Annotated in this window: 18 protein-coding genes and 1 pseudogene; 12 read left to right on the top strand and 7 right to left on the bottom strand. The window is 66.4% G+C overall.

Annotated features, from left to right (window positions below):
* Positions 1-113 precede the first annotated feature (113 nt).
* A complete protein-coding gene (locus tag IMZ29_RS14775; RefSeq protein ID WP_216185459.1) occupies positions 114-785 on the top strand; it encodes an NAD(P)H-binding protein in 672 nt (223 codons plus the stop codon).
* Positions 786-834: 49 nt separating this feature from the next.
* Here IMZ29_RS14775 and IMZ29_RS14770 read toward each other — a convergent pair whose 3' ends face one another.
* A complete protein-coding gene (locus IMZ29_RS14770; protein WP_216185457.1) occupies positions 835-1449 on the bottom strand; it encodes a hypothetical protein in 615 nt (204 codons plus the stop codon).
* A 154-nt stretch (positions 1450-1603) separates the two neighbouring features.
* Here IMZ29_RS14770 and IMZ29_RS14765 point away from each other — a divergent pair.
* The 4 genes and pseudogenes from IMZ29_RS14765 to ampC all read left to right on the top strand — a co-directional run.
* Positions 1604-2026: pseudogene (locus IMZ29_RS14765) on the top strand (DUF72 domain-containing protein); the annotation flags it as partial.
* 56 nt (positions 2027-2082) lie between these two features.
* The gene (locus IMZ29_RS14760; protein ID WP_253207152.1) at positions 2083-3525 is read left to right on the top strand and encodes a DKNYY domain-containing protein; all 1443 of its coding nucleotides are present in this window, start codon (positions 2083-2085) and stop codon (positions 3523-3525) included.
* Positions 3526-3600: 75 nt separating this feature from the next.
* Positions 3601-3864, top strand: coding sequence for a hypothetical protein (locus IMZ29_RS14755; protein WP_216185453.1), 264 nt, complete (start codon positions 3601-3603; stop codon positions 3862-3864).
* 28 nt (positions 3865-3892) lie between these two features.
* Positions 3893-5092: a class C beta-lactamase gene (gene ampC, locus IMZ29_RS14750; RefSeq protein ID WP_216185568.1), complete on the top strand. Its 1200-nt coding sequence runs from the start codon at positions 3893-3895 to the stop codon at positions 5090-5092.
* Here ampC and IMZ29_RS14745 read toward each other — a convergent pair.
* Both IMZ29_RS14745 and IMZ29_RS14740 read right to left on the bottom strand, forming a co-directional pair.
* A complete protein-coding gene (locus IMZ29_RS14745) occupies positions 5089-5778 on the bottom strand; it encodes a DUF7822 domain-containing protein (protein WP_216185451.1) in 690 nt (229 codons plus the stop codon). The two genes, ampC and IMZ29_RS14745, sit on opposite strands and share 4 nt — an antisense overlap.
* A 56-nt stretch (positions 5779-5834) precedes the next feature.
* Positions 5835-7466, bottom strand: a complete 1632-nt coding sequence (locus tag IMZ29_RS14740; RefSeq protein ID WP_216185449.1) for an ABC-F family ATP-binding cassette domain-containing protein — start codon at positions 7464-7466, stop codon at positions 5835-5837.
* 246 nt (positions 7467-7712) lie between these two features.
* Between IMZ29_RS14740 and IMZ29_RS14735 the strand changes: the two genes are divergently transcribed.
* The 3 genes from IMZ29_RS14735 (at position 7713) to IMZ29_RS14725 (ending at position 10884) form a co-directional block, all read left to right on the top strand.
* Entirely contained in the window at positions 7713-7925 is a 213-nt protein-coding gene (locus tag IMZ29_RS14735) for a ParD-like family protein (RefSeq protein WP_216185447.1), read from the top strand.
* Positions 7922-8740 (top strand): type I methionyl aminopeptidase, encoded by an 819-nt coding sequence (map, locus tag IMZ29_RS14730; RefSeq protein ID WP_216185445.1) that lies wholly within the window; start codon positions 7922-7924, stop codon positions 8738-8740. Before IMZ29_RS14735 ends, map begins: the two co-directional genes overlap by 4 nt.
* Positions 8741-8898: 158 nt before the next feature.
* A complete protein-coding gene (locus tag IMZ29_RS14725) occupies positions 8899-10884 on the top strand; it encodes a methyl-accepting chemotaxis protein (RefSeq protein ID WP_216185443.1) in 1986 nt (661 codons plus the stop codon).
* 24 nt (positions 10885-10908) lie between these two features.
* On the opposite strand, the gene IMZ29_RS14720 is transcribed toward IMZ29_RS14725, so the two are convergent.
* On the bottom strand, positions 10909-11646 hold the full coding sequence (locus IMZ29_RS14720; protein WP_216185441.1) for an SDR family oxidoreductase: 738 nt from the start codon (positions 11644-11646) through the stop codon (positions 10909-10911).
* 105 nt (positions 11647-11751) lie between these two features.
* On the opposite strand from IMZ29_RS14720, the gene IMZ29_RS14715 reads away from it, so the two are divergent.
* The 3 genes from IMZ29_RS14715 to IMZ29_RS14705 all read left to right on the top strand — a co-directional run bounded on the left by IMZ29_RS14715 (position 11752) and on the right by IMZ29_RS14705 (position 16187).
* Entirely contained in the window at positions 11752-12663 is a 912-nt protein-coding gene (locus IMZ29_RS14715; RefSeq protein ID WP_216185439.1) for a LysR family transcriptional regulator, read from the top strand.
* Positions 12664-12771: 108 nt separating this feature from the next.
* Positions 12772-15252, top strand: a complete 2481-nt coding sequence (locus IMZ29_RS14710; RefSeq protein WP_216185437.1) for a membrane-bound PQQ-dependent dehydrogenase, glucose/quinate/shikimate family — start codon at positions 12772-12774, stop codon at positions 15250-15252.
* Positions 15253-15431: 179 nt separating this feature from the next.
* Positions 15432-16187, top strand: a complete 756-nt coding sequence (locus tag IMZ29_RS14705) for a TSUP family transporter (protein ID WP_216185435.1) — start codon at positions 15432-15434, stop codon at positions 16185-16187.
* Position 16188: 1 nt separating this feature from the next.
* On the opposite strand, the gene IMZ29_RS14700 is transcribed toward IMZ29_RS14705, so the two are convergent.
* Both IMZ29_RS14700 and IMZ29_RS14695 read right to left on the bottom strand, forming a co-directional pair.
* Complete coding sequence (locus IMZ29_RS14700; protein ID WP_371820285.1) at positions 16189-17070, bottom strand: DMT family transporter; 882 nt, start codon at positions 17068-17070, stop codon at positions 16189-16191.
* Positions 17071-17182: 112 nt separating this feature from the next.
* Positions 17183-18088, bottom strand: a complete 906-nt coding sequence (locus IMZ29_RS14695) for an AraC family transcriptional regulator (RefSeq protein WP_253207150.1) — start codon at positions 18086-18088, stop codon at positions 17183-17185.
* Positions 18089-18290: 202 nt separating this feature from the next.
* On the opposite strand from IMZ29_RS14695, the gene IMZ29_RS14690 reads away from it, so the two are divergent.
* Positions 18291-19340: an NAD(P)-dependent alcohol dehydrogenase gene (locus tag IMZ29_RS14690; protein ID WP_216185433.1), complete on the top strand. Its 1050-nt coding sequence runs from the start codon at positions 18291-18293 to the stop codon at positions 19338-19340.
* Between the two features lie 526 nt (positions 19341-19866).
* Here IMZ29_RS14690 and IMZ29_RS14685 read toward each other — a convergent pair.
* Positions 19867-20069 (bottom strand): hypothetical protein (locus IMZ29_RS14685; protein ID WP_216185430.1); only part of this gene is annotated, 203 nt, incomplete at its 5' end.

The following is a 20069-nucleotide window of genomic DNA, read 5'->3' as shown; positions in this document are numbered from 1 at the left end:
TGCATGCTCGCGGTGTTCTGCGCCGTCGTCAACGTGCGACGAGCGTGGCCGAGGCCATGCGAAGATGCGTCGGGCGTCCACGCCTGCGTTGTCCCGCCCTTCTGGAGTCTCTCATGCCTCATCCTGCCCAGTCGCGTCGCATCCTCCTGGCTGGCGCCACAGGCCTCGTGGGTGGTCACATCCTGGAGACCCTGCTCGCAGCGCCCTCAGTGGGCGTCGTCCATGCCCTGAGCCGTCGCCCGTTGCGCGTCGATCATTCCAGGCTTGCCGTGCATCGCGTGGACTTCACCGAGTTGCCCGTGCTGCCTGCCGTCGATGAGGTCTACCTGGCGCTGGGCACCACGATCAAGGTGGCGGGAAGCCAGCCGGCCTTCAGGGCCGTGGATCTGGACGCCAACCTGGCGGTGGCTCAGGCCGCCGTGAAGGCAGGCGCCCGACGCGTCGGGCTTGTGAGCGCCGCAGGGGCCAATGCGCGGTCATCGGTCTTCTACAACCGCGTAAAGGGCGAGCTCGAAGACGCGTTGAAGGCCTTGTCGCTCGATGCCCTCGTGATCGCGCAGCCCTCGCTCCTGCTGGGCGCGCGCGAGGGGCTGGCGCAGCCACTGCGGCTTGGCGAGCGCATCGCGCAGCCGATAGCCAGACTCTTCGCGCCGGTGATCCCCGGCGCCTATCGTCCGGTGCAAGCTCGTGCCGTGGCGAGGGCGCTCGTCGAGACGGTGCCGTCGGCGAGCGGGGTGCTCGTGCTCGCCTCCGACCGCCTCGGGCGGCTGGGAGAGCGCACCTGAACGCCACGTGCAGCGGTGCTGCCGTGGCGCGGGCCTTTCCCTGCGTGGGTCACGCGTCGCCATTCAGCCACTGCAGATACCGCAGCCGCGTCGGCTCGGAGACCGAGTCGACCACCTTCTGGTGCGTCAGTTGATGGCGCACCTGAAGACGCGCGTCGGCGACGACGCGCGATTTGCAGAACCAATGACAGCTGTGCTGAAAAAGGTACAGCTCGGCCGAGAGGTGAAACGCACGGGTCTTCGGATCCCACTGACTGTCGTTGTCAGCGGCGTGGCGCAAGCCCTTGGCGTGAATCTGCAGGAGCTCACGGAAGTCGCGCATGCGCACCGGCACGAATCGCTCCGCATACGGCAGGCAGAACGAGAAGGGCCCCATGGCCGTCTCCTGCGCATCGGCCTTTTGCATCGCATCGGCGAGCGTCTGGATCTGCGCTGCGGCCGCGCGCTCGGCGGGCGCGAAGGTCTCCAGGATCTGCAACTGGCGGCTCTCGTCCTGCTCATGGATGGCGCGGGCATAGCCCGTTGTCAGCGTCTCCATGTGCCGCTCGAGCTGCAGACCCGCCAGTCGTTGGCCGAGGAAGGTGATGCGCTCTCGCTGATACCGCGAGCGCAGCAGCTGCCACACGACGAAGAGGGTGAGGAGAAGGATGAAAGCAGTGTCCATGGAACCAGCAGCAAGCAAGAGGTGACGTACGCGGGGTGCGCGAGAAGGGGCCAGTGTACGGGCTGCGCTGCTGTCGAGCGAATGGCGGGGTGGCGTTGTCGTCGCGGTTCTCGACGGCAGCCAGCAGGCATCACGCGTGCTTGCGAGGTGTGCCATGGCGTCGATGACGGAGGGCGGCATGGCACGCGGTGAAGATTCTGCACAGGGGGCGTCACGGCCTCGTATCGGGTGCGCGGGCTGGTCGCTGGCTTCGGGCGTGGCCAGTCAATTTCCCGCAGATGGCAGCCACCTCGAGCGCTATGCCCGAGTGTTCTCCTGTGTGGAGATCAACTCCTCTTTCTACCGTTCCCACCGTCCAGACACCTATGCCCGCTGGGCGGCGAGCGTGCCGGAAGACTTTCGCTTCAGCGTGAAGCTCCCACGTGCCATCACGCACGATGCGCGGCTAGCGGGCGTCGAGCCTGGATTGCAGGGCTTTCTGGCTGACATCGCTGGCCTGGGAAACAAGCTTGGCTACCTGCTCGTGCAGCTGCCGCCTAGTCTCTCACTGGATGTTGCGCTCGCGACCCGATGCTTTGCTGCCATGCGCGCGCAGAGTCCGGCGCGCCTTTGCGCTGTCAGGAATACGCGATCATGGATGCTCCCTTCGTTGTGCGCGCCGGCAAGGTCGAGCTTGTCGCCGAGCCGGGCGCCACGCCCCGACCCATTCGCGGCGGATTGTGTGCCGAAGGCTTCGCCGTCGTCCAGGCGTTCGTCGACGGCTACCTCTGGGCCGGTTACCTGCGTGATGCGACCGGCATCTGGTGGTTCCATGCGCGCGATGGCAAGGCGCGCTTCGTCACCGCGGACGCCGAGTATTTCCGGGTGCTCGATGATGACTACGGACTCGATTCACAGACGGTGTACCTCGAGGACCGGCCCATTCCGGGCGCGGACGCCAGCACGTTCGGGCTGGTGCCGAACAGCACCTTCTTCGCCAAGGATCGCCACCGGCTCTATGTGAAGCGCGGGTCGCACTTTCATTACTTCGACGAGATCGATGTGCAGACGCTGGTGGCCAATGGCGACTTCGTCGCCGACAAGGACAATCTCTTCCATCTGGGCGAGACCCTGTCCCGTGCAAACGACCAGAAGGATCGTGCGCTGGTCGGGTATTCGCTGCACGACGAGCACGATATGCGGCTGAAGGACTGGCTGCTCAAGCATCACGGCGACGTGGTGGGCTGGTGGCATCCCGATGACGACGGCTCAGCCAAGGATGCCGAGCCGTTTGGCGGCCCGTGGTATCGCAGCGCCACGGCGGTGTTCCATCACGAGACGCTCGCCAGCATGCGCGGCACGGACGAGGTGTTTCATCGTCTGGCCGGCGCGGATCCCGCCGCGTTCTCAGGCCTGGACGAGCAGCATGCGCGCGATACCCGGCACGTCTTCTGCCGCTGGCGCCGCATCGCGGGCGCCGACCCCGCCACGTTCGTGGCGCTGGGCGGCCTCGTCGGGCGCGATGCGCGCGCCGTGTACTTCAATGGCTACTGCATCGAAGGGGCCGATCCCGGCCGGTTCACGGTATGGCCGACAGCGCGTGCCTACGGCAAAGACGACCAGCGGGTCTACACGACCGCGTTCGCCAGGACGAGCCATCCGTTCGGTCACCCCGACGATGTCCTCGTGCCGCTGGACGGCGCGGATCCAACCACGTTCCAGGCTTTCGGCGAGCGTGGCGCCTGGGCCGCAGACGCTCGCACCGTCTACCTGCGCGGCGAGCGCAAGACAAAGCTCGATGCGGCCAGCTTCCGGTTTCTCGGCGAGACGTCGACCAACAGCTGGGCCCAGGACGATGCAGGTGTGTACCGCGCCAATGGTACGTTGGCCGTGGCCGGTCTTGATGGCGCGACGTTCCGCAAGCTCAACGACGTCTGGGGCACCGACGGCAAGGTCGTGTTCTGCTTCGTGACTGGCGCCATCCAGAAGGCCATCGATGCCGCGAGCTTCGTGGTGACGGACGAGGCAGGCGGTGCCGAGGACGCCACTTTCGTCTACCGACTGGAGCGCGGCGCGATCAGAAAGCGCAAGCGCTGAGGCCCGTGGCGGGGGCCGGTGTTGCGGAATCTCCTACAATGCCGCTCGCCTCACCCCACCGCTTTGCGAGACATCATGAACAAGTTCGACCTGGAAAAGAACAAGGCCAAGAAAATCATGGGCAAGACGAACGCCCCTGTGGCCGGACGTCCCGCAGCCGCCGCCCCGGTGGTGGATCGCCGCGAGCAGCGCCGCCTGGACCAGGCCGCGGGCCTCGTGTCCTTCCCCGTCAAATTGCGCCAGCCCGTAATCGACGCCCTGCGTACGCGCGCAGAGGCCGACGGCGTGTCGCAGCAGGATCTGGTCAACACGCTGCTCGCCGAAGCCTTGAAGGTGTGATGTCGGGATGCGCCGCGTGACCTTGCCGATGCCGCTGGGCGCTCGCGTGCCTCGTGCCACCCGGGCATTGACTGCCGCACTCCTGCTCACCGGGACGAATCTGGGGGCCGCCGCGCCCGTCGCCCTCGACGAGCCGGTACGTCGCGCGATCGATGTCGTGATCCAGCCGCTCATGGCAGCGCACGATATCCCCGGCATGTCCGTGGCCGTGACGCAGGGCGGTCAGGCCCACGTGCTGCATTACGGGGTGACGGCACAGGGGCAGAGCACGCCCGTTGGCGATCAGACGATCTTCGAGATCGGCTCGGTCAGCAAGGTCTTCACGGGCACCCTTGGGGCCTGGGGCATCGCCAGGAAAACACTGGATCCCGTGTTGCCGGCAAGCCACTACTGGCCCGCGCTCGCTGGCACCGCGTTCGACCGCGTCAATCTGCTGAATCTCGGTACCTATACCGCAGGCGGCCTGCCGCTGCAGTTTCCCGATGCCGTCAAGGAAGAGGCCGACGTGCTCGCCTACTTCCAGCAATGGACGCCAACCGCCGATCCGGCTGCGCAGCGCCAGTATTCGAATCCCAGCATCGGGCTCTTTGGATACCTGGCAGCCCGTGCCGAGAACACGGACTTCGACATCGCGATGGTGAAAGAGCTGCTGCCCGCCCTCGGGTTGCAGAACACCTATCTGCGCGTGCCGCAGGCGCAGTCTGGGCATTACGCCTTTGGTGTGGCGAAGGGTGATACGCGCGTGCGCGTCTCGCCAGGGCCGCTCGATGCCGAAGCCTACGGCATCAAGACCACCGCGGGCGACCTGATCCGCTTCGTGCAGCTGGCCATCGATCCGTCGGCGCTGGATGGATCGCTGCGTGAGGCATTTGCTCTGACGCAGACGGGCTACTACCAGGTGGGCGGCATGCGCCAGGGCTTGGGTTGGGAGATCTACGAGGATCCGTTCACGCTCGACACCGTGCTGGCCGGCAACACGTCCACCATGGCGCTCGAGCCGCACGCGGTCCGGCCGGTTGCGCAGCCGACGCTCTCACCCACGCGCTTCGTCAACAAGACTGGCTCTACCCGGGGCTTTGGCGCCTACGCCGCGTTTTTGCCCGCGGAGCAGCTTGGCGTTGTCATGCTCGCCAACCGCAACTATCCGAATGGCGAGCGCGTCAAGGCCGGCTGGGCGATCCTGGAAGCCTTGCGCGAGCCTGCGGTGCGCGTCGACACGCCGCGCTAGGTGGCATCGGCGCGGTCGCGCGCCTCGAAGCTTGTCTTGTCCTGCAGGGCAAAGTAGAGCACCTCGCTCCATTCGCCCATGCCCAAGACTCGGCCAGTACTGGCATGGTCGAAGTCATCCTTCAGACTGAGGCCCCGAAAGGGCGCCAGCCGGCCTTCTCCCTTGATCACCGCCTTTCGCAGCAGCCGGCCGGCCATGCAGGAAAACCGCGTCAAGGTATCGACCGCGGCACCCGCCGCCTGTGCGGCCGCGAGATGTTGCTGCGCCAAGGCGGCGAGCTCGGCGGCATCGGCGGTATCCATGCAGTCGAGCTCGATGGTCTCCAGCAGAAAGTATCGGTCGCGATGGGCCTGGAGGAAGCTGAGCGCTTCGGCAATGGACTCGCGTAGCTGACGGGATGACGATGGCGCGGCCGACGAGAGCGCCGCCGCGAAGCGCTGCAGTCTCGCCAGCCCCGTGGCGAAGTCCCCCGTCAACGCGTAAAGCGGCGTCTTCGCATCATCGTCATCGTCCTCGAAGCCATCGGAGACGAGCGACGCGCACACGCGGGTCTGCCCCGAGATCAAGAGGTAATACACGAATGGCACGTCGTAGGCCCATTCGGATACGCCGACGATGGTGTCGGGGCGGTCGCGATAGCTCGTGGGCGAATGACTGAGTGCATACAGGTACGACCGGTTGGCCATGGGGGCTCCAGGAGGCGGTGCGTCGGTGGCCAGGCGACTCTAGCACGCGCATGGCTTCAGGTTTGCAGTGCGTCGGGCGCGAGCCATTGCCAGCCCGTTGGCTGGGCGGCGAACAGATCCGTCAGCCCGAGCGCCAGCAGGAACGCGTCGTCATGGGACACCACCATCATGGCGCCGGTGTAGTCCGACAGCATCGCTTCCAGGGCTTGCGTGGCGGCGAGGTCGAGATGATTGCTGGGTTCGTCCAGGAGGAGCAGGGCGGGTGGTGTGTCTGCATAGAGCACGCAGGCGAGCGCCGCCTTGACGCGCTCACCCCCGCTCAGTTGTCCGCTCGGCACGAGAATCTTGTCGGCACCCTGACCCAGGTGCGCCAGGCGCATGCGCAGGTCTGCCTCCGAGCCCGTCGCGCGGGCCGCGCGCAATTGCGTGAGCACGCCGCACCGCGGATCCAGTACGCCCAGTGCCTGATCCAGGTAGACCGCGGCTTGCGTGCGCGCGACCGTTCCGGTCATGGGCTCGCTGTCGCCCGCGATCACACGCAAGAGTGTCGACTTGCCGCAGCCGTTCGGGCCGGTCACGCCCACACGCTGGCGGCCGTGAAGGGTGAGCGACACCGTCCGGGTGGGCGCTGACACGAATGGCAGCACGACATCCCGCAGCGTCACGACGTGGCGGGACGCGGGCCCAGGCGCTGCCGCAGGCGCATGCAATGCGATGTCGCCATCGTCCTGCAGGCGTGACGACGCCTCGCGCACGGTGGCGGCCAGGGCTTCGCGCCGGGCGGTGTGCTGCACGCGCATGCGCCCGGCTGTGCTCTCGCTGCGCGCTTTCTGACGGCCCAGGAGGATGGGGGCCTGATTGGCGTTGCGCGCGGCGCGTGCATCGCGGGCGTGGTGCCGCCGCTGACGCGCGTCGATCTCGCGCATCTGTTGGAGCTCGCGCCGGCGCTGCGCCTGACGCTGGGTCAGCGTGTCGAGGGCGCTTGCCTGCGCGTCGGCGCGGGCCTGGGCATACCGGGCGTAGTTGCCGCCATAGCTCTGCAGCCCATCGGGCGTGAGCTCGACGATGCGCGTCATCGTGTCCAGCAGCCGGCGATCATGGCTGACGACGAGCAGGCCCCGCGGCCAGGCGCGCAGGCGTTCGATGAGCATGTGCCGGCCCGCGCGATCCAGGTGATTGGTGGGCTCGTCCAGGATCAGGAAGTCGGCATCGCTAAGCCAGGCCCCGATCAGCGCCACCCGCAGCGCCTCGCCGCCGCTCAGATGGCACGCCGGCGTATTGGCGTCGAGGTGGCCGAGGCCCTCGTCCTGCAAGGCCCGCCGCAGGCGCTGTGGCGCGTCCCAACCCACGCCCACCGCATCGAAGTCGCACGGGTCGGCACTGCCGGCTGCGATGCGCTCAAGCGCGGCCAGCGTCGCGTCAACACCCGCCAGGGTGGCAACCGTCTCGTGCGCCTCGGGCGCCGTGCGTTGCGCCAGATAGTAGACGGGGCCGCTGCGGGCGCATTGCCCGGCGCTCGGCGCCAGCTCGCCTGCCAGCAGGCGTGCCAGCACGGTCTTGCCGGTGCCGTTGCGGCCCACAAGGCCCGTCGGGCGTTCGTCGAAGCTGTCGTTCAGGTCGGAGAAGAGCACACGCCCGTCGGGCAATGCGTAGGACACACCGTGCAGCGTGAGAGAAGGATTCGTCATGCGTGATTCCGCGAGATGCAAGCAACGGCCCGGCAAGGGGGCGGCTAGATCTGGCCGTCAAAAGGACGGCGGAATCAATGGCGCATGGGACGAATACCTCGAAAGCAAGTGAGCCGCCATTGTAGACCGCGGGCGGCCCGCGCACGCCGGCAGCAGGGCTGGATCAGCCCCGATCACCCTCGCGGTTTGCGCCGTGCAGGCAGTCGGGCTTATGATTCATATACGTTCTATATATGGATCACTATCATGGGCATCGTCAATATCGATGACGACCTGCACGACCAGCTGCGCAAGGCGAGTTCCGTCTCGTGCCGGTCCATCAACGCACAGGCCGCGTTCTGGATCAAGATCGGCATGCTGTGCGAGATGAATCCCACCTTGAGTTTCAACGAGATCGCCAGCCGCGAGTTGCGGGCGGCGGGGCTCGTGCCGGAATCTCTGCATCGGGCGGCCGGATGATCAAGCGCCCCGACGAACTGGCCCTCATGGCCGAATCCGGCCGCTTGCTGGCCCAGGTGTTCACGTATCTGGACACCCTGCCGCTCGCGGGCATGTCCACGTTGCAGGTCAACGACGACGTCGAGCGCTACATCACGCAGGTGCTCCAGTCCCGTCCCGCGAGCAAGGGTCAGTACGGCTTTGCGTACGCACTCAATGCGTCGCGCAACCAGGTGGTGTGCCACGGCGTGCCTTCGGCGCTCGACATCCTGAAAGCCGGCGACATCGTCAACTTCGACATCACGTTGGAGAAGAACGGCTACATCGCGGATTCGAGCAAGACCTATCTCGTGGGCAACGTGAGTGCGGAGGCGCGTCGCCTCGTGCACACCACGTATGAGGCGCTCTGGCGCGGGATCCGGGCGGTGCGCCCGGGCGCGCGCCTGGGCGACGTCGGTCACGCCATCGAGCGCTACGCCCGCCAGCATCGCTACAGTGTGGTGAGCGAGTACTGTGGCCACGGCATCGGTCGCGAGATGCACGAGGAGCCGCAGGTGCTGCATGTGGGGCGGGCCGGCACCGGCCTCACGCTGCGCGAAGGCATGGTCTTCACCATCGAGCCCATGATCAATCAGGGCCGCGCCTCCGTGGAAACCGAGGACGATGGCTGGACGGTGGTGACCCGCGACGGCAAGCTTTCCGCACAGTTCGAGCACACCGTCGCCGTGACGCGCGGCGGCGTCCAGGTGCTGACCTTGCGTCCGGACGAAAAGGGCATGTTGGGCGGTGGTGTGACAGCCGCAAAGCGCCCGGAAGCTTCCGCTGCACCGGGCTGAGCGTTGGGCGGGTCCGTCGTGAAATGCGGGGGCTTCGTGTGTCTATTCGGGGCTTCGGCCGGTTCTGCTGCGTGTGATAGTTGCATGGATCCTATCCGTCAAGTCGTATGAATTGCGGGTGAGGTAACCCAGCACACACGCACCAGAACTAGAAGCCCATGTCTCTCTCTTCGCGTCCCCGTCCTGGCCCTCTGGCCCGCCTGAGCCTGCGGGCGCAACTGCTGTTGATCGTCGTCGGTTTCGTGCTGATCGGCTGTGCGGCCATGGTGCTCACCCTGACCCGCGAGGCACGGCACCTGCAGCAGCAGACGGCGCTGCACTACGCCGAGGAACTGGCTGCGCGCCAGGCCGAGCGAATCGGCGGGGAGCTCGACGCCACGATGACCGCCGCGCGCACGCTTGCCCAGGGTCTGACCGGTCTTCAGGCCGCAGGCGGGACGCGCGCCCAAGCCGATGCCCTCGTCCGACAGGTGTTGGCGGATTCCCCTCAGTTTCTGGGCGTCTGGACGGCATGGGAGCCCAACGCCTTCGACGGACGCGACGCGCAATTCGTTGGCCAAACCGGGCATGACGCCACCGGGCGCTACATCCCTTACTGGCACCGGGGGGGCGGCACGCCTGACGTCGAGCCTCTGGTGGACTACGACAAGCCGGGTGCGGGCGACTACTACCTGCTTGCCAGGACGAGCGGCAAGGAAACGCTCATCGAGCCGTACAACTATCAGGTGGGCGGCAAGGAAGTCCTCATCACCACGACGTCGGTACCGATCCGCGTGGGTGGGCGCGTCGTTGGTGTGGCAGGCATCGACGTTTCGCTCGCGAGCCTGCAGCAACGAGTCCAGTCCGTGAACGTCTACGAGACAGGCTACCTGAGCCTGGTCTCGAGTACGGGCATCATCGTCGGCGATCGGGATGCGACGAAGGTGGGCAATGAGCTCGCCGACGCCGGGCGCCGGCAACTCATGCAGACAGTGCTGCGGGAGATGCGCGTGGTGCAGGCGCTGGACCAGCAAGGCGCCGACGGCAGCGAGGTGGCGTGGATCAGTCTGCCGCTGACCGTCGGCCGCGATCCCAACGTGTGGACGGTGACCGCCACGGTGCCGCAGGACGAAATTCTCTCGGGCGTGCGCCAACTGACGCTGACCGCCTGGATGCTGGGCACCGGCGCCATCGCCCTCGTGTCGATCGGCCTCTTTTGGGCGCTGCGCCGGCTCGTGCTGCGCCCGCTTGGCGGTGAACCGAAGGAGGCCGTCGCCGTCAGTGCCCGCGTGGCCGAGGGCGACCTGAGCCAGCCCGTGCCGGTCCAGGCAGGCGACACCCACAGCCTCATGGCGCAGCTGGCCAACATGCAGCACGAATTGTCGGGCGTGGTGGCGCGGGTGCGTCAGGGCGCGGACGTCGTCGCCGCCGCCAGCGCCCAGATCACCGTGGGCAGCAACGACTTGTCCGAGCGCACGGAGTCCCAGGCCAGCGCGCTGGAGGAAACGGCGGCGTCGATGGAACAACTGGGATCTGCCGTCTCGCAGAACTCTGCCCATGCCCAGGAGGCGAGCCGCCTGGCTGCGGCGGCCAGCGCGGTGGCCGAGCGCGGTGGCGTGGCCGTCCAAGGCGTGGTGGACACGATGCGCGACATCGACGATGGCTCGCGCCGTATTGCCGACATCATCGGCGTGATCGACGGCATCGCCTTCCAGACCAACATCCTCGCTTTGAACGCCGCGGTCGAGGCCGCGCGCGCCGGTGAGCAAGGCCGCGGCTTTGCCGTGGTCGCAGGCGAAGTGCGCACGCTGGCGACCCGGTCGGCACAGGCCGCCCGCGAGATCAAGGATCTGATCGGCACCAGCGTCAAGCGTGTGGAGAGCGGGGCGGAGCGGGCCCATCACGCCGGGCAGACCATGCAGGAAGTGATCGATGCCATCCGCCAGGTGTCGCGCCTCATGGCTGACATCAGTGCCGCCAGCAACGAGCAGAGCGAGGGCGTCTCGCAAGTGGGCGCAGCCGTGGCGCAACTGGATCAGACAACGCAGCAGAACGCCGCGCTCGTCGAGCAGATGGCCGAAGCTGCGCGTGGCCTGCACACCCAGGCCGACGCGCTGGTGACGACGGTATCCGTCTTCCAATTGCAGGCGGGCGGGCGCACTTGATGCGCGTCGCCCAGGCGGCGCACCCTATGCCACCCCGCCGTTCGCCCGCAGGATCTGGCCGTTGACCCAGCCGCCCTGCGGGCCGGCGAGAAAGCTCACGACGCCCGCGATATCCTGCGGCTGGCCGAGCCGCTCCAGCGGCGCCAGCTTGCTGAAGTGCTCGATCTGTGCCGGTGTCTTGTCCTGCACGAAGAGCTCGGTCTCAACCGGGCCCGGCGCCACGGCGTTCACCGTGATCTGGCGTCCGCGCAGTTCCTTGGCGAAGACGCGCGTGAACGCCTCGACCGCCGCCTTGGTGGCGTTGTAGATGGCGTAGCCCGGCAGGTTCAGGGCCAGCGCGCTACTCGACAGATTGATGATCCGCCCGCCGTCGTTCAGTCGCGAGGCGGCCTCGCGCAAGGTGTGAAAGACTCCCTGGGTATTGATCGAGAACTGCCGCGCATACAGCGCGTCGGAGGTCTCGGCGATCGGCGTGGTCTTGAGCACACCGGCGTTGTTGACGAGCACATCGATGCGACCCAGTTGCGATTCGACCGCATCGAACAATGCCTTGACCGCTTGCGGATCGGCCACGTCGGCCTTCACGGCGATGGCTCGGCCACCGGCGTGCGTGATCTCGCGCACCAGCGCGTCGGCATCGGTAGCCCGCGCGGCGTAGTTGATCGCCACGGCATGGCCGTCCTGAGCGAGCTGGCGGGCGATGGCGGCGCCGATGCCGCGCGAGGCGCCGGTGACGAGGGCAACGCGAAGAGGCAGGGACATGACAGTTTCCTCAAATGGGTCAGTGCCGGTATTGTGTCGGTTCTGCCAGCGAAGATAATCCCCGCTGATTCGCCATCAGAATTCCATTTTCACCAACAATCCCGCATGGACCGCTTCCAGGAAATGCAGGTATTCGTACGCATCGCCGACAGGCGCAGCTTCTCGTTGGCTGCGAGCGATCTGCAGATGCCGCGCACGACCGTGACCCACTGCATTCAGCGACTGGAAGCCCGTCTGGGCGTGCGTCTGCTCGAACGCACGACGCGCCAGGTGCGCCCCACGCCGGACGGCGACGCCTACTATCAGCGCTGCGTGCGTTTGCTGGCCGATCTCGAGGAGGCCGACGGTGCATTTCGGGATGCCCCGCCCAAGGGGACGCTTCGCGTGAACCTGCAGGGCACGCTCGCGCGGTTCTTCGTCATGCCCGTGCTCGATCAGTTTCTCGCAGCCTACCCAGACATCACGTTGCACGTCGGCGAAGACGATCGACTCGTCGATCTCGTGCGCGAAGGCGTAGATTGCGTGCTGCGCGCCGGCACCTTGAAGGACTCGTCATTGATTGCCCGGCAGGTAGCTTCGCTTGAACAAGTCACCGTCGCGAGCCCCGCCTATCTCGCGCGGCATGGCATCCCGACGCGGATGACGGATCTCGCGCAGCATGCCGCCGTGGATTACGTGTCGAGCGCTTCCGGAAGGCCCTTGCCGCTGGAGTTTCGCGTCGGCAAGCGCGTGGTCGAACATCACCTGCCGGCCCGCGTCAGCGTCACCGGGGCGGATTTGTACACCGGGGCTGCGCTTGCCGGCCTGGGCATCGTGCAAGTGCCGCGCTACCGGATCGCGCAGGATATCGCCGAAGGCCGGCTGCAGGTGCTCCTGTCACGGTATCCGCCACCGCCGTTGCCCGTGTCGGTGGTGTATCCGCAGAGCCGGCAGTTGTCGGCGCGCGTTCGCGTCTTCGTCCAGTGGCTGGGCGAGCGCCTGGCGGATCCCGGGCGCGTGAACCCCCGTCCATCGTGATCTGCCCGTCTCGAATTCAGGACGCCGGCATGGGAAGGCGTGCCCAGGACCGGGGCATGGTACGTGCTGCTCGGCCGGCTCCGCTGACCTTTGCCGAGACCGCCACCGATGCCCGTGACGAGCCCCGAACGCCACCCCCTGTCTGATCGTATCGCCCGTGGGGCCTTGGTGTTCGGTGCCGGTATCGGCCTCGTTCTCGGGCTCGTGCTGACCGGCATGGGCCTGTGGCTCATCAGCCTGGGCGGGTCCTGGTATTACACACTGGCTGGCGTAGGCACACTCGCAGCGAGTGTGGCCCTGATGCGTGGACGCGAACCGCGCGGCATCGCGATCCTGTCTGGCGTGGTCTTCATCACCGTGCTGTGGTCGATCTGGGAAATCGATGGCAAAGGCTGGATGCCGTCGTGGGGCTTTGATCTCGCCGGCCGGGTGGGCCTGTTGCTCGGGCTCCTGATCTTCGTGACCATCGCCGCGACGGTGCGCGCCCGACACGTGCCGGACTCATCCGCTTCGAGTGCGCGCGTGCTGTGGTCCGCAGTGCTGGCCCCCGTCATGACGCTGGCCGCGGGTATCGTCATCGGCGCGCAGCATCAGGAGCCGCGCGTGCGCACTGCGTCGTCGCCAGCAACGCCTTTGCCGCAGCCAGGCGCGCCCGCTGGCGCAGGCCGCGCCGCCTGGCAGCGCGACGCAGGCGAGTGGACAGCCTACGGCGGCTCCAATCTCGGTCAGCGATTCTCGCCGGCCGCGCAGATCACGCGCGACAACGTCAGCCAGTTGGCGGTGGCGTGGTCTTTCGCGACGGGTGACCTGCCGGCCAATGATCGCGTCTTCTATGCCTTCCAGAACACGCCGGTCAAGATCGACGACACGCTTTACGTGTGCGCCAACAGCAATCAGGTGTTCGCCCTGGATGCCGGCACGGGCGAGCGGCGCTGGCATTTCGATCCGCAGGTCAGCGCCGAGGCTATGGAGCCCTTGTTCAGCGTGGCCTGCCGCGCCGTGGCCTATTACGAAGACATCACCGCGCCTGCCGCCGAGTGCCCGCGCCGCATCCTGCTCGCCACGCAGGATAGCCGCCTCATCGCGCTCGATGCCGAGACGGGCCAGGCCTGCACGGGCTTTGGCGAGAACGGTACGGTGGATCTCGCCGAGGGCATGGCCAATCAGGCCGTCGGCCTGTCTTCCACGACATCCGGCCCCACCGTCGTGGGCGACCGGGTCGTCGTGGGCCAGCAGGTCAGCGACAACCAGCGCCAGGATGCGCCCTCCGGCGTGGTGCGCGCTTATGACGTGCGCACGGGCGATTTCGCCTGGGCCTGGGATGCCCGCCGGGTCGAGTCACCGCAGACGCCGCTTGCTGCCGGCGAGGTCTGGCCGCAAGGCACGCCGAACGTGTGGGCGGTGATCTCCGCTGACGAGTCACTGGGCTTGGTCTATCTGCCGACAGGCAACGCAGCCAACGATCACTTCGGAGGGCATCGCACCCCGGAGGACGACGAGTACACCGATGCCGTCATCGCCGTAGATGCCGAGACCGGCGAACGGCGCTGGCACTTTCGCACCGTCGATCACGACCTGTGGGATTACGATCTGGGCGCCCAGCCGGTGGTGATGGACATGGACATTGATGGCGCGATGCGGCGCGTGGTGCTGGTGGGCACCAAGACCGGTTCGATCTTCGTGCTGGATGCGGCTACCGGAGAGCCGCTGCGTCCCATCGAACGTCGCGCAGCGCCGCAAGGGGCGGTAGAGGGCGACTGGACCGCGCCCACGCAGCCCCAGTCCGTGTTCTACCCGAACTTTGCCGGTGCGCCTGGGGCAGATCCCGAGCGCATCGACGCACGCCATGCGTTCGGCTTGACGCCGGTCGATGCCCTGATGTGCCGCGTGCAGTTCCATCGCATGCGGTATGAGGGCATGTATACGCCGCCTACCGACCAAGGCCTTGGCATGCTGCTCTTTCCCGGCACGATCGGCGGCCTGAACTGGGGTGGGCTGTCCGTCAATCCCGAGCAGCAGATCCTGGTCACCAACCACAGCCGTCTGCCCAATCGCGTGCAGCTCTATCCGCGCAGCGAGGTGCAGGACCAGGCCATTGGTGACGGCGGCAAGCGGCCGGATCAGGAGATCGCCCCGCAAGCCGGCGCGCCGTTCGGCGTGGACCGCCCGATGTGGCTCTCGCCCCTGGGCGTGCCCTGCATCTCGCCGCCCTGGGGCTATCTGGCCGCCACGGATCTGCGCACGGGCGACTTGCTTTGGAGCCAGCCCCTGGGCACGGGCTATGACATCGGTCCGCTCGGCATCCCGACGCGCGTCAAGCTCACCATCGGTACGCCCAACATCGGCGGTCCGGTGTCCACCCGCAGCGGTCTCACCTTCATCGCTGCGGCGCAGGACAACTTCCTGCGTGCCTTCGATACTCATACGGGCGAACTCCTCTGGGAACACCGCCTGCCCTATGCAGCACAGTCGGGGCCGATGACGTACGAGCACGAGGGTCGCCAATACGTGGCCGTGGCCGCCGGTGGCCATGCGCGGCTGGAGACCGAGGTGGGCGATCGGCTGATGGTGTTCGCCTTGCCGCAGTAAGTCGCACGCGAGGTCTCCGTTGGCCCTGACACCGCATCGTCATCACGGGTGCGGCCCGGTGCTCTCGAGCACGTGTGACCGATCTGGTCCGTTGGCATTCGCACTTCGCCCGTCTAAGTGTTAGCGTTGCCCCTTTGCCGGCATCGTGCCGGCTGTCGATCCAGGGCTCCACGGGCGTCATGCTCAGCACCATTCTGTTCCTGCTTTTCGTCGCGCTCGCGGTCTACATCCAGAACCTCACCGGCTTTGCTCTGGCGTTGGTCCTGCTCGGCCTGGTGGGCGCCACCAACGTGTTCCCGCTGCCCGACGTGGTCAACGTCGTGTCGGTCATCGCTCTGGTCAACGCCTTCCTCTTCCTGCGCGCCAGGCGCGCGCTACGCCTGGACCGGCTCATGTGGCCGGCGCTGTCCACCAACGTCGTGGGTACGATCCTGGGCGTGGCCTCGCTCGCGTGGATCATGGGCAACGCCTATGAAGGGCTGCGGCTTCTCTTGGGCTTGAGCGTCGTGTTGTGCGCCTGGATGCTCTGGAAGCAAGCCAGGCCGCTGCAGACGGTCTCGTCGCGCGCATCGTTCTACTGCGTCGGCCTCGTCTCTGGGCTGATGGGCGGGCTTTTCTCCGCCGCCGGTCCGCCGCTTGTCTATCACGTCTACCGTCAGCCGTGGCCGCTCGAGCGCATGCGCGAGTCGCTGGTGTTCATCTTTGGCGCCGGTGCCTTGCTGCGTCTGACCATCGTCATCCCCACCACGGGGTTCAGCACGCTGTCACTGACGTTGTCTGCCCTTGCCATTCCGGTCGTTGCCTTGATGACGTTCGTCGCTGCACGGCACGCCCCGCCAGTGTCGCCGCGCATCATGAAATGGCTGGTGTGCAGCCTCCTGGTGACCACGGGCGTCACGATGATGGTTGGCGCGGCTCGCGTGCTGTTCGCCTGATTCAGGCCTTCCCACATGGGCGGCGAGCCAGCACCAGGACGTTGCCCAGCAGAATGCCGCCAAGGCCCACGGCGGCGGGCAGCGTCAGCCGGTAGCCCTCCACGAAGAACGAGATGCTGAGCGCCACCACCGGGAATAGCACCGTCATGTAGGCGGCGCGCTCCGCGCCCAGGCGGTGCACGACCGTGAGATAGGTGCTGAAGCCCACCACGGTGCCGGGGATGGCGAGATACAGCAGAGAGGCCACGTACGGCGGCGATGTGTCGAAAGCGAACGGGACGCCACGCACGAACGCGAACACGGCCACGAGCAAAGCGCCATACAACATGGCGTGGGCGTTGACGGACAGGATCGACAGCCCCTGCGCCGTATTGCGCGCCGAGACGAGGTTGCCGAGGGAGAAGAACCAGGTGCCGCCGAGCGCAAGGCCCAGGCCGAGTGCCGTAGCGTGATCCAGCCGTGCGCCGGTCACGGTGTCCCAGAAGAGCCCGATGATGCCGAGCACGCCCAGGCAGGCGCCTGCCGACACGCGAGTAGCCGGGCGTCGGCGCAGGAAGACGAAACCGTTGGCAATGTTGAAGACCGTGGCCGCCGAGAAGACCACGGACACGATGCCGCTCGCCACGTAGTGGCTTGCCGCGTAGATCAGCAGGAAGTTGCAGGAAAAGAGGCACACTGCCTGCAGAAGCACGAAGGGCTGATGGCGCCATGGGATGACGCGCACGCGCCCGCTCACGGCAAGGATGAGCCACATCAGCGCCCCCGCGAGCGCAAAGCGATAGACGATGGACGCCTCCAGCGGTACCGAGCCCAGTTGCCCTTTGATGGCAATCCAGGTGGTGCCCCAGATGAGAACAGTCAGGATATAGCAGAGGGCGGTCACGCGAGGGCTCCGGAAAAGCCGTGGGGCAGGCATCGTCGTGCGTTGCCGCGAGGCTGGCTTGTACATTCTCGCGCGGTGGCCAATCGTGTGCCACGCGTCTGCCGATGGGGCTTCAGGCCGTGGCGGCGGGCTTGTCGGCACCCCGGTGCTGACGCAGTTGCGCGATATCGCGCGTGGGCGACGCGCCGAAGAGCCGGCTGTACTCGCGGCTGAACTGCGAGGGGCTCTCATAGCCAACCTTGAACGCCGCGCTGGCCACGTCTGCATGCTCATTGAGCATCAGGCGCTTGGCTTCGTTCAGGCGCAGCCACTTCTGATACTGCAGCGGGCTCATCGCCGTGAGCTGACGAAAATGGTGGTGAAAGGTCGGCGTGCTCATCTGCACACGGCCCGCCAGGGCGTCGATGCGCAATGGGGAGGCGTAGTGCGCTTTGAGCCAATCGATGGCCTTGGCGATGCGATACCCCTGTCCGTCGATGGCCGCAATCTGACGCAAGCGCGCCGCCTGATCGCTGCACAGTAGACGGTAATGGATCTCGCGCTGGATGAGCGGGGCGAGCACGGGAATGGCGTCAGGCTCCTCCAGCAGCGCGAGCAGACGGCCGAAGGGCGAGAGCAGGGTAGCCGTGGCTTCCCCAATCCCGATGCTTTTGCCGCCAGGGCGCGCGCGTTCCTGCGTGAGGCCGCCCTGCGCGAAGAGCTCGGCCACCATGCGCAAGTCCAGCTTCAGGGCGAGCCCGAGGCAGGGCGCTTGCGCGCTGGCGACCGTCACTTCGCCGGTGGCAGGCACGTCCAGTGACGTCAGCAAGAAGCGCGAGGTATCGTAAGGATAGGCGTCGCCTCCCACCCACATGCGCTTGGCGCCCTGCGCCACGAGAATCACGCTCGGCTCCACCCAGCAGTCGGCGGGTGGGGTCGGCATATCGCGCCGGAACAGCGTGAGTCCGGGCACCGGCGTCGGATAGTCCCCAACGGCAGGGGCGTGGGCCAGGATGGCGCTCGCGAGGGCGGGTCGCAACGTCGTCTGAGCGGTGATCAAAGCGTCAGGATAGGGAAGGGAAGGGGTCTGACGCAGACTCTACCCCGACGCGCAGTCCTGACGCCATGCCTTCGCGCCGGGTCTCAGAGGATCAGGCAAGCATGCCAGCGGATTGCGCTATCGATCCGCTGACGCGAGGCCGCAGAATGCTCGTGGATCATCACCCTTTCAGGAGTCTCAGATGCAAGTTCATGCTTACGGTGCGCATGCGAGCGATCAGCCGCTTGCGCCCCTGCAGATCACCCGCCGCGCGCCGGGCGCGCACGACGTGCAGATCGACATCGCCTATTGCGGCATCTGCCACTCGGATCTGCACCAGGTGCGCGCCGAGTGGGAGGGCACTCAGTTTCCCTGCGTGCCAGGCCACGAGATCGTGGGTCGGGTGACGGCCGTTGGCGCCCACGTCCAGGGCTTCAAGGCGGGCGATCTCGTGGGCGTCGGCTGCATCGTCGACAGCTGCAAGCACTGCGACGAGTGCGCTGCTGGCCTGGAGAACTACTGCGACGGCATGGTGGGCACGTACAACGGCCCCACGCAGGACGAGCCCGGCTGGACGCTCGGCGGCTACTCGCAGAAGATTGTCGTGCACGAGCGCTATGTGCTGCGCATCCGCCACCCTGAATCGCAGCTCGCTGCCGTCGCGCCGTTGCTCTGTGCGGGCATCACCACCTTTTCGCCCCTGCGTCACTGGCAGGCCGGCCCGGGCAAGAAGGTGGGGGTGGTGGGGATCGGCGGCCTGGGGCACATGGGTATCAAGCTCGCGCATGCCATGGGCGCGCACGTGGTGGCTTTCACCACGTCGGAATCCAAGCGCGCTGCTGCGCTCGAGCTCGGTGCCGACGAGGTTGTCGTCTCGCGCCATGCTGACGAGATGACCGCGCATGCCAAAAGCTTCGACTTCATCCTGAACACGGTGGCCGCGCCGCATGACCTGGACGCCTTGCTCACGCTGCTCAAGCGCGACGGCACCATGGCCCTCGTCGGCGCGCCGGCGACACCGCACCCGTCGCCCAATGTCTTTAACCTGATCATGAAGCGCCGCTCCATCGCCGGGTCCATGATCGGCGGCATCCCGGAAACCCAGGAGATGCTGGACTTCTGCGCCGAGCACGGCATCGTGTCCGACATCGAGCTCATCGGCGCGGATACGATCAACGACGCCTACGAACGCATGCTGCGTGGCGACGTGAAGTATCGCTTCGTGATCGACAACGCCACGTTGGCGGGGTGAACGTATTTCACGAGGACCGTCAGGTTCCTACTCGCAGGGGGGGCTCCTGCGGGTAGCGGGCGCTATATATAGACGGGATGTCTCTATCTCTATATATAGGGAACGAGAAAGACGGAGCAGGGGCCCATCGTTGGAATATCGAGCTCAGACTCGTCGTTTCAACGGTGGGGTGCAAATGCGGTTGCACGATTCAAAAACCGTGCTATAGTTGCGGGCTTGGCAGTTGAGACGCAGCGCAAAGCGCAGCGGATGGATTGCCAGGCCTGATGGCAAATCGGGTTGGGGTTTCGGAAGTTTCGCGAATCACTGGCATCGAGTTGCAAGCACTAAAAAACGTGCTATAGTTCAGGGCTTCGCTGATCACGCATCACTACGGTGATGTCCAGACAAGCACCTAGCAGGACGCGGCAACGCGATGGGGTGGTGAGCAGCAGAGGCAAGGGGGGGGCTGAAAAGGAATTTTCGGTTTCGCAACACGGATGAAATAAACGTGTTATAGTTGAGAGCTTCGCTGCTACGGCGCTGATCACTGCGGTGACGCGGCCAGGCAGGCGAGCCAAGTGCTCTGAGAAGAGTGCGGCGAGCGATTCGTTGAAGGTTCTCTGGCGAGAACGTTGAACAAATCGAGCGTGAAGAAGTGGGCGGTTAAGTCAGCGAAAACGCTAGCTTGACAAGCTTCAAAAACTTCTTCATAATCTCGCTTCTCTGCTGATGACGGCGCCGCAGCGA

It is taken from the genome of Verticiella alkaliphila, assembly GCF_018904615.1.
GTDB classification, from domain to species: Bacteria; Pseudomonadota; Gammaproteobacteria; order Burkholderiales; family Burkholderiaceae_B; genus Verticiella; species Verticiella alkaliphila.
The sequence above is the reverse complement of the archived record's forward strand: the minus strand, read 5'-3'. Positions and strand labels throughout refer to the sequence as shown.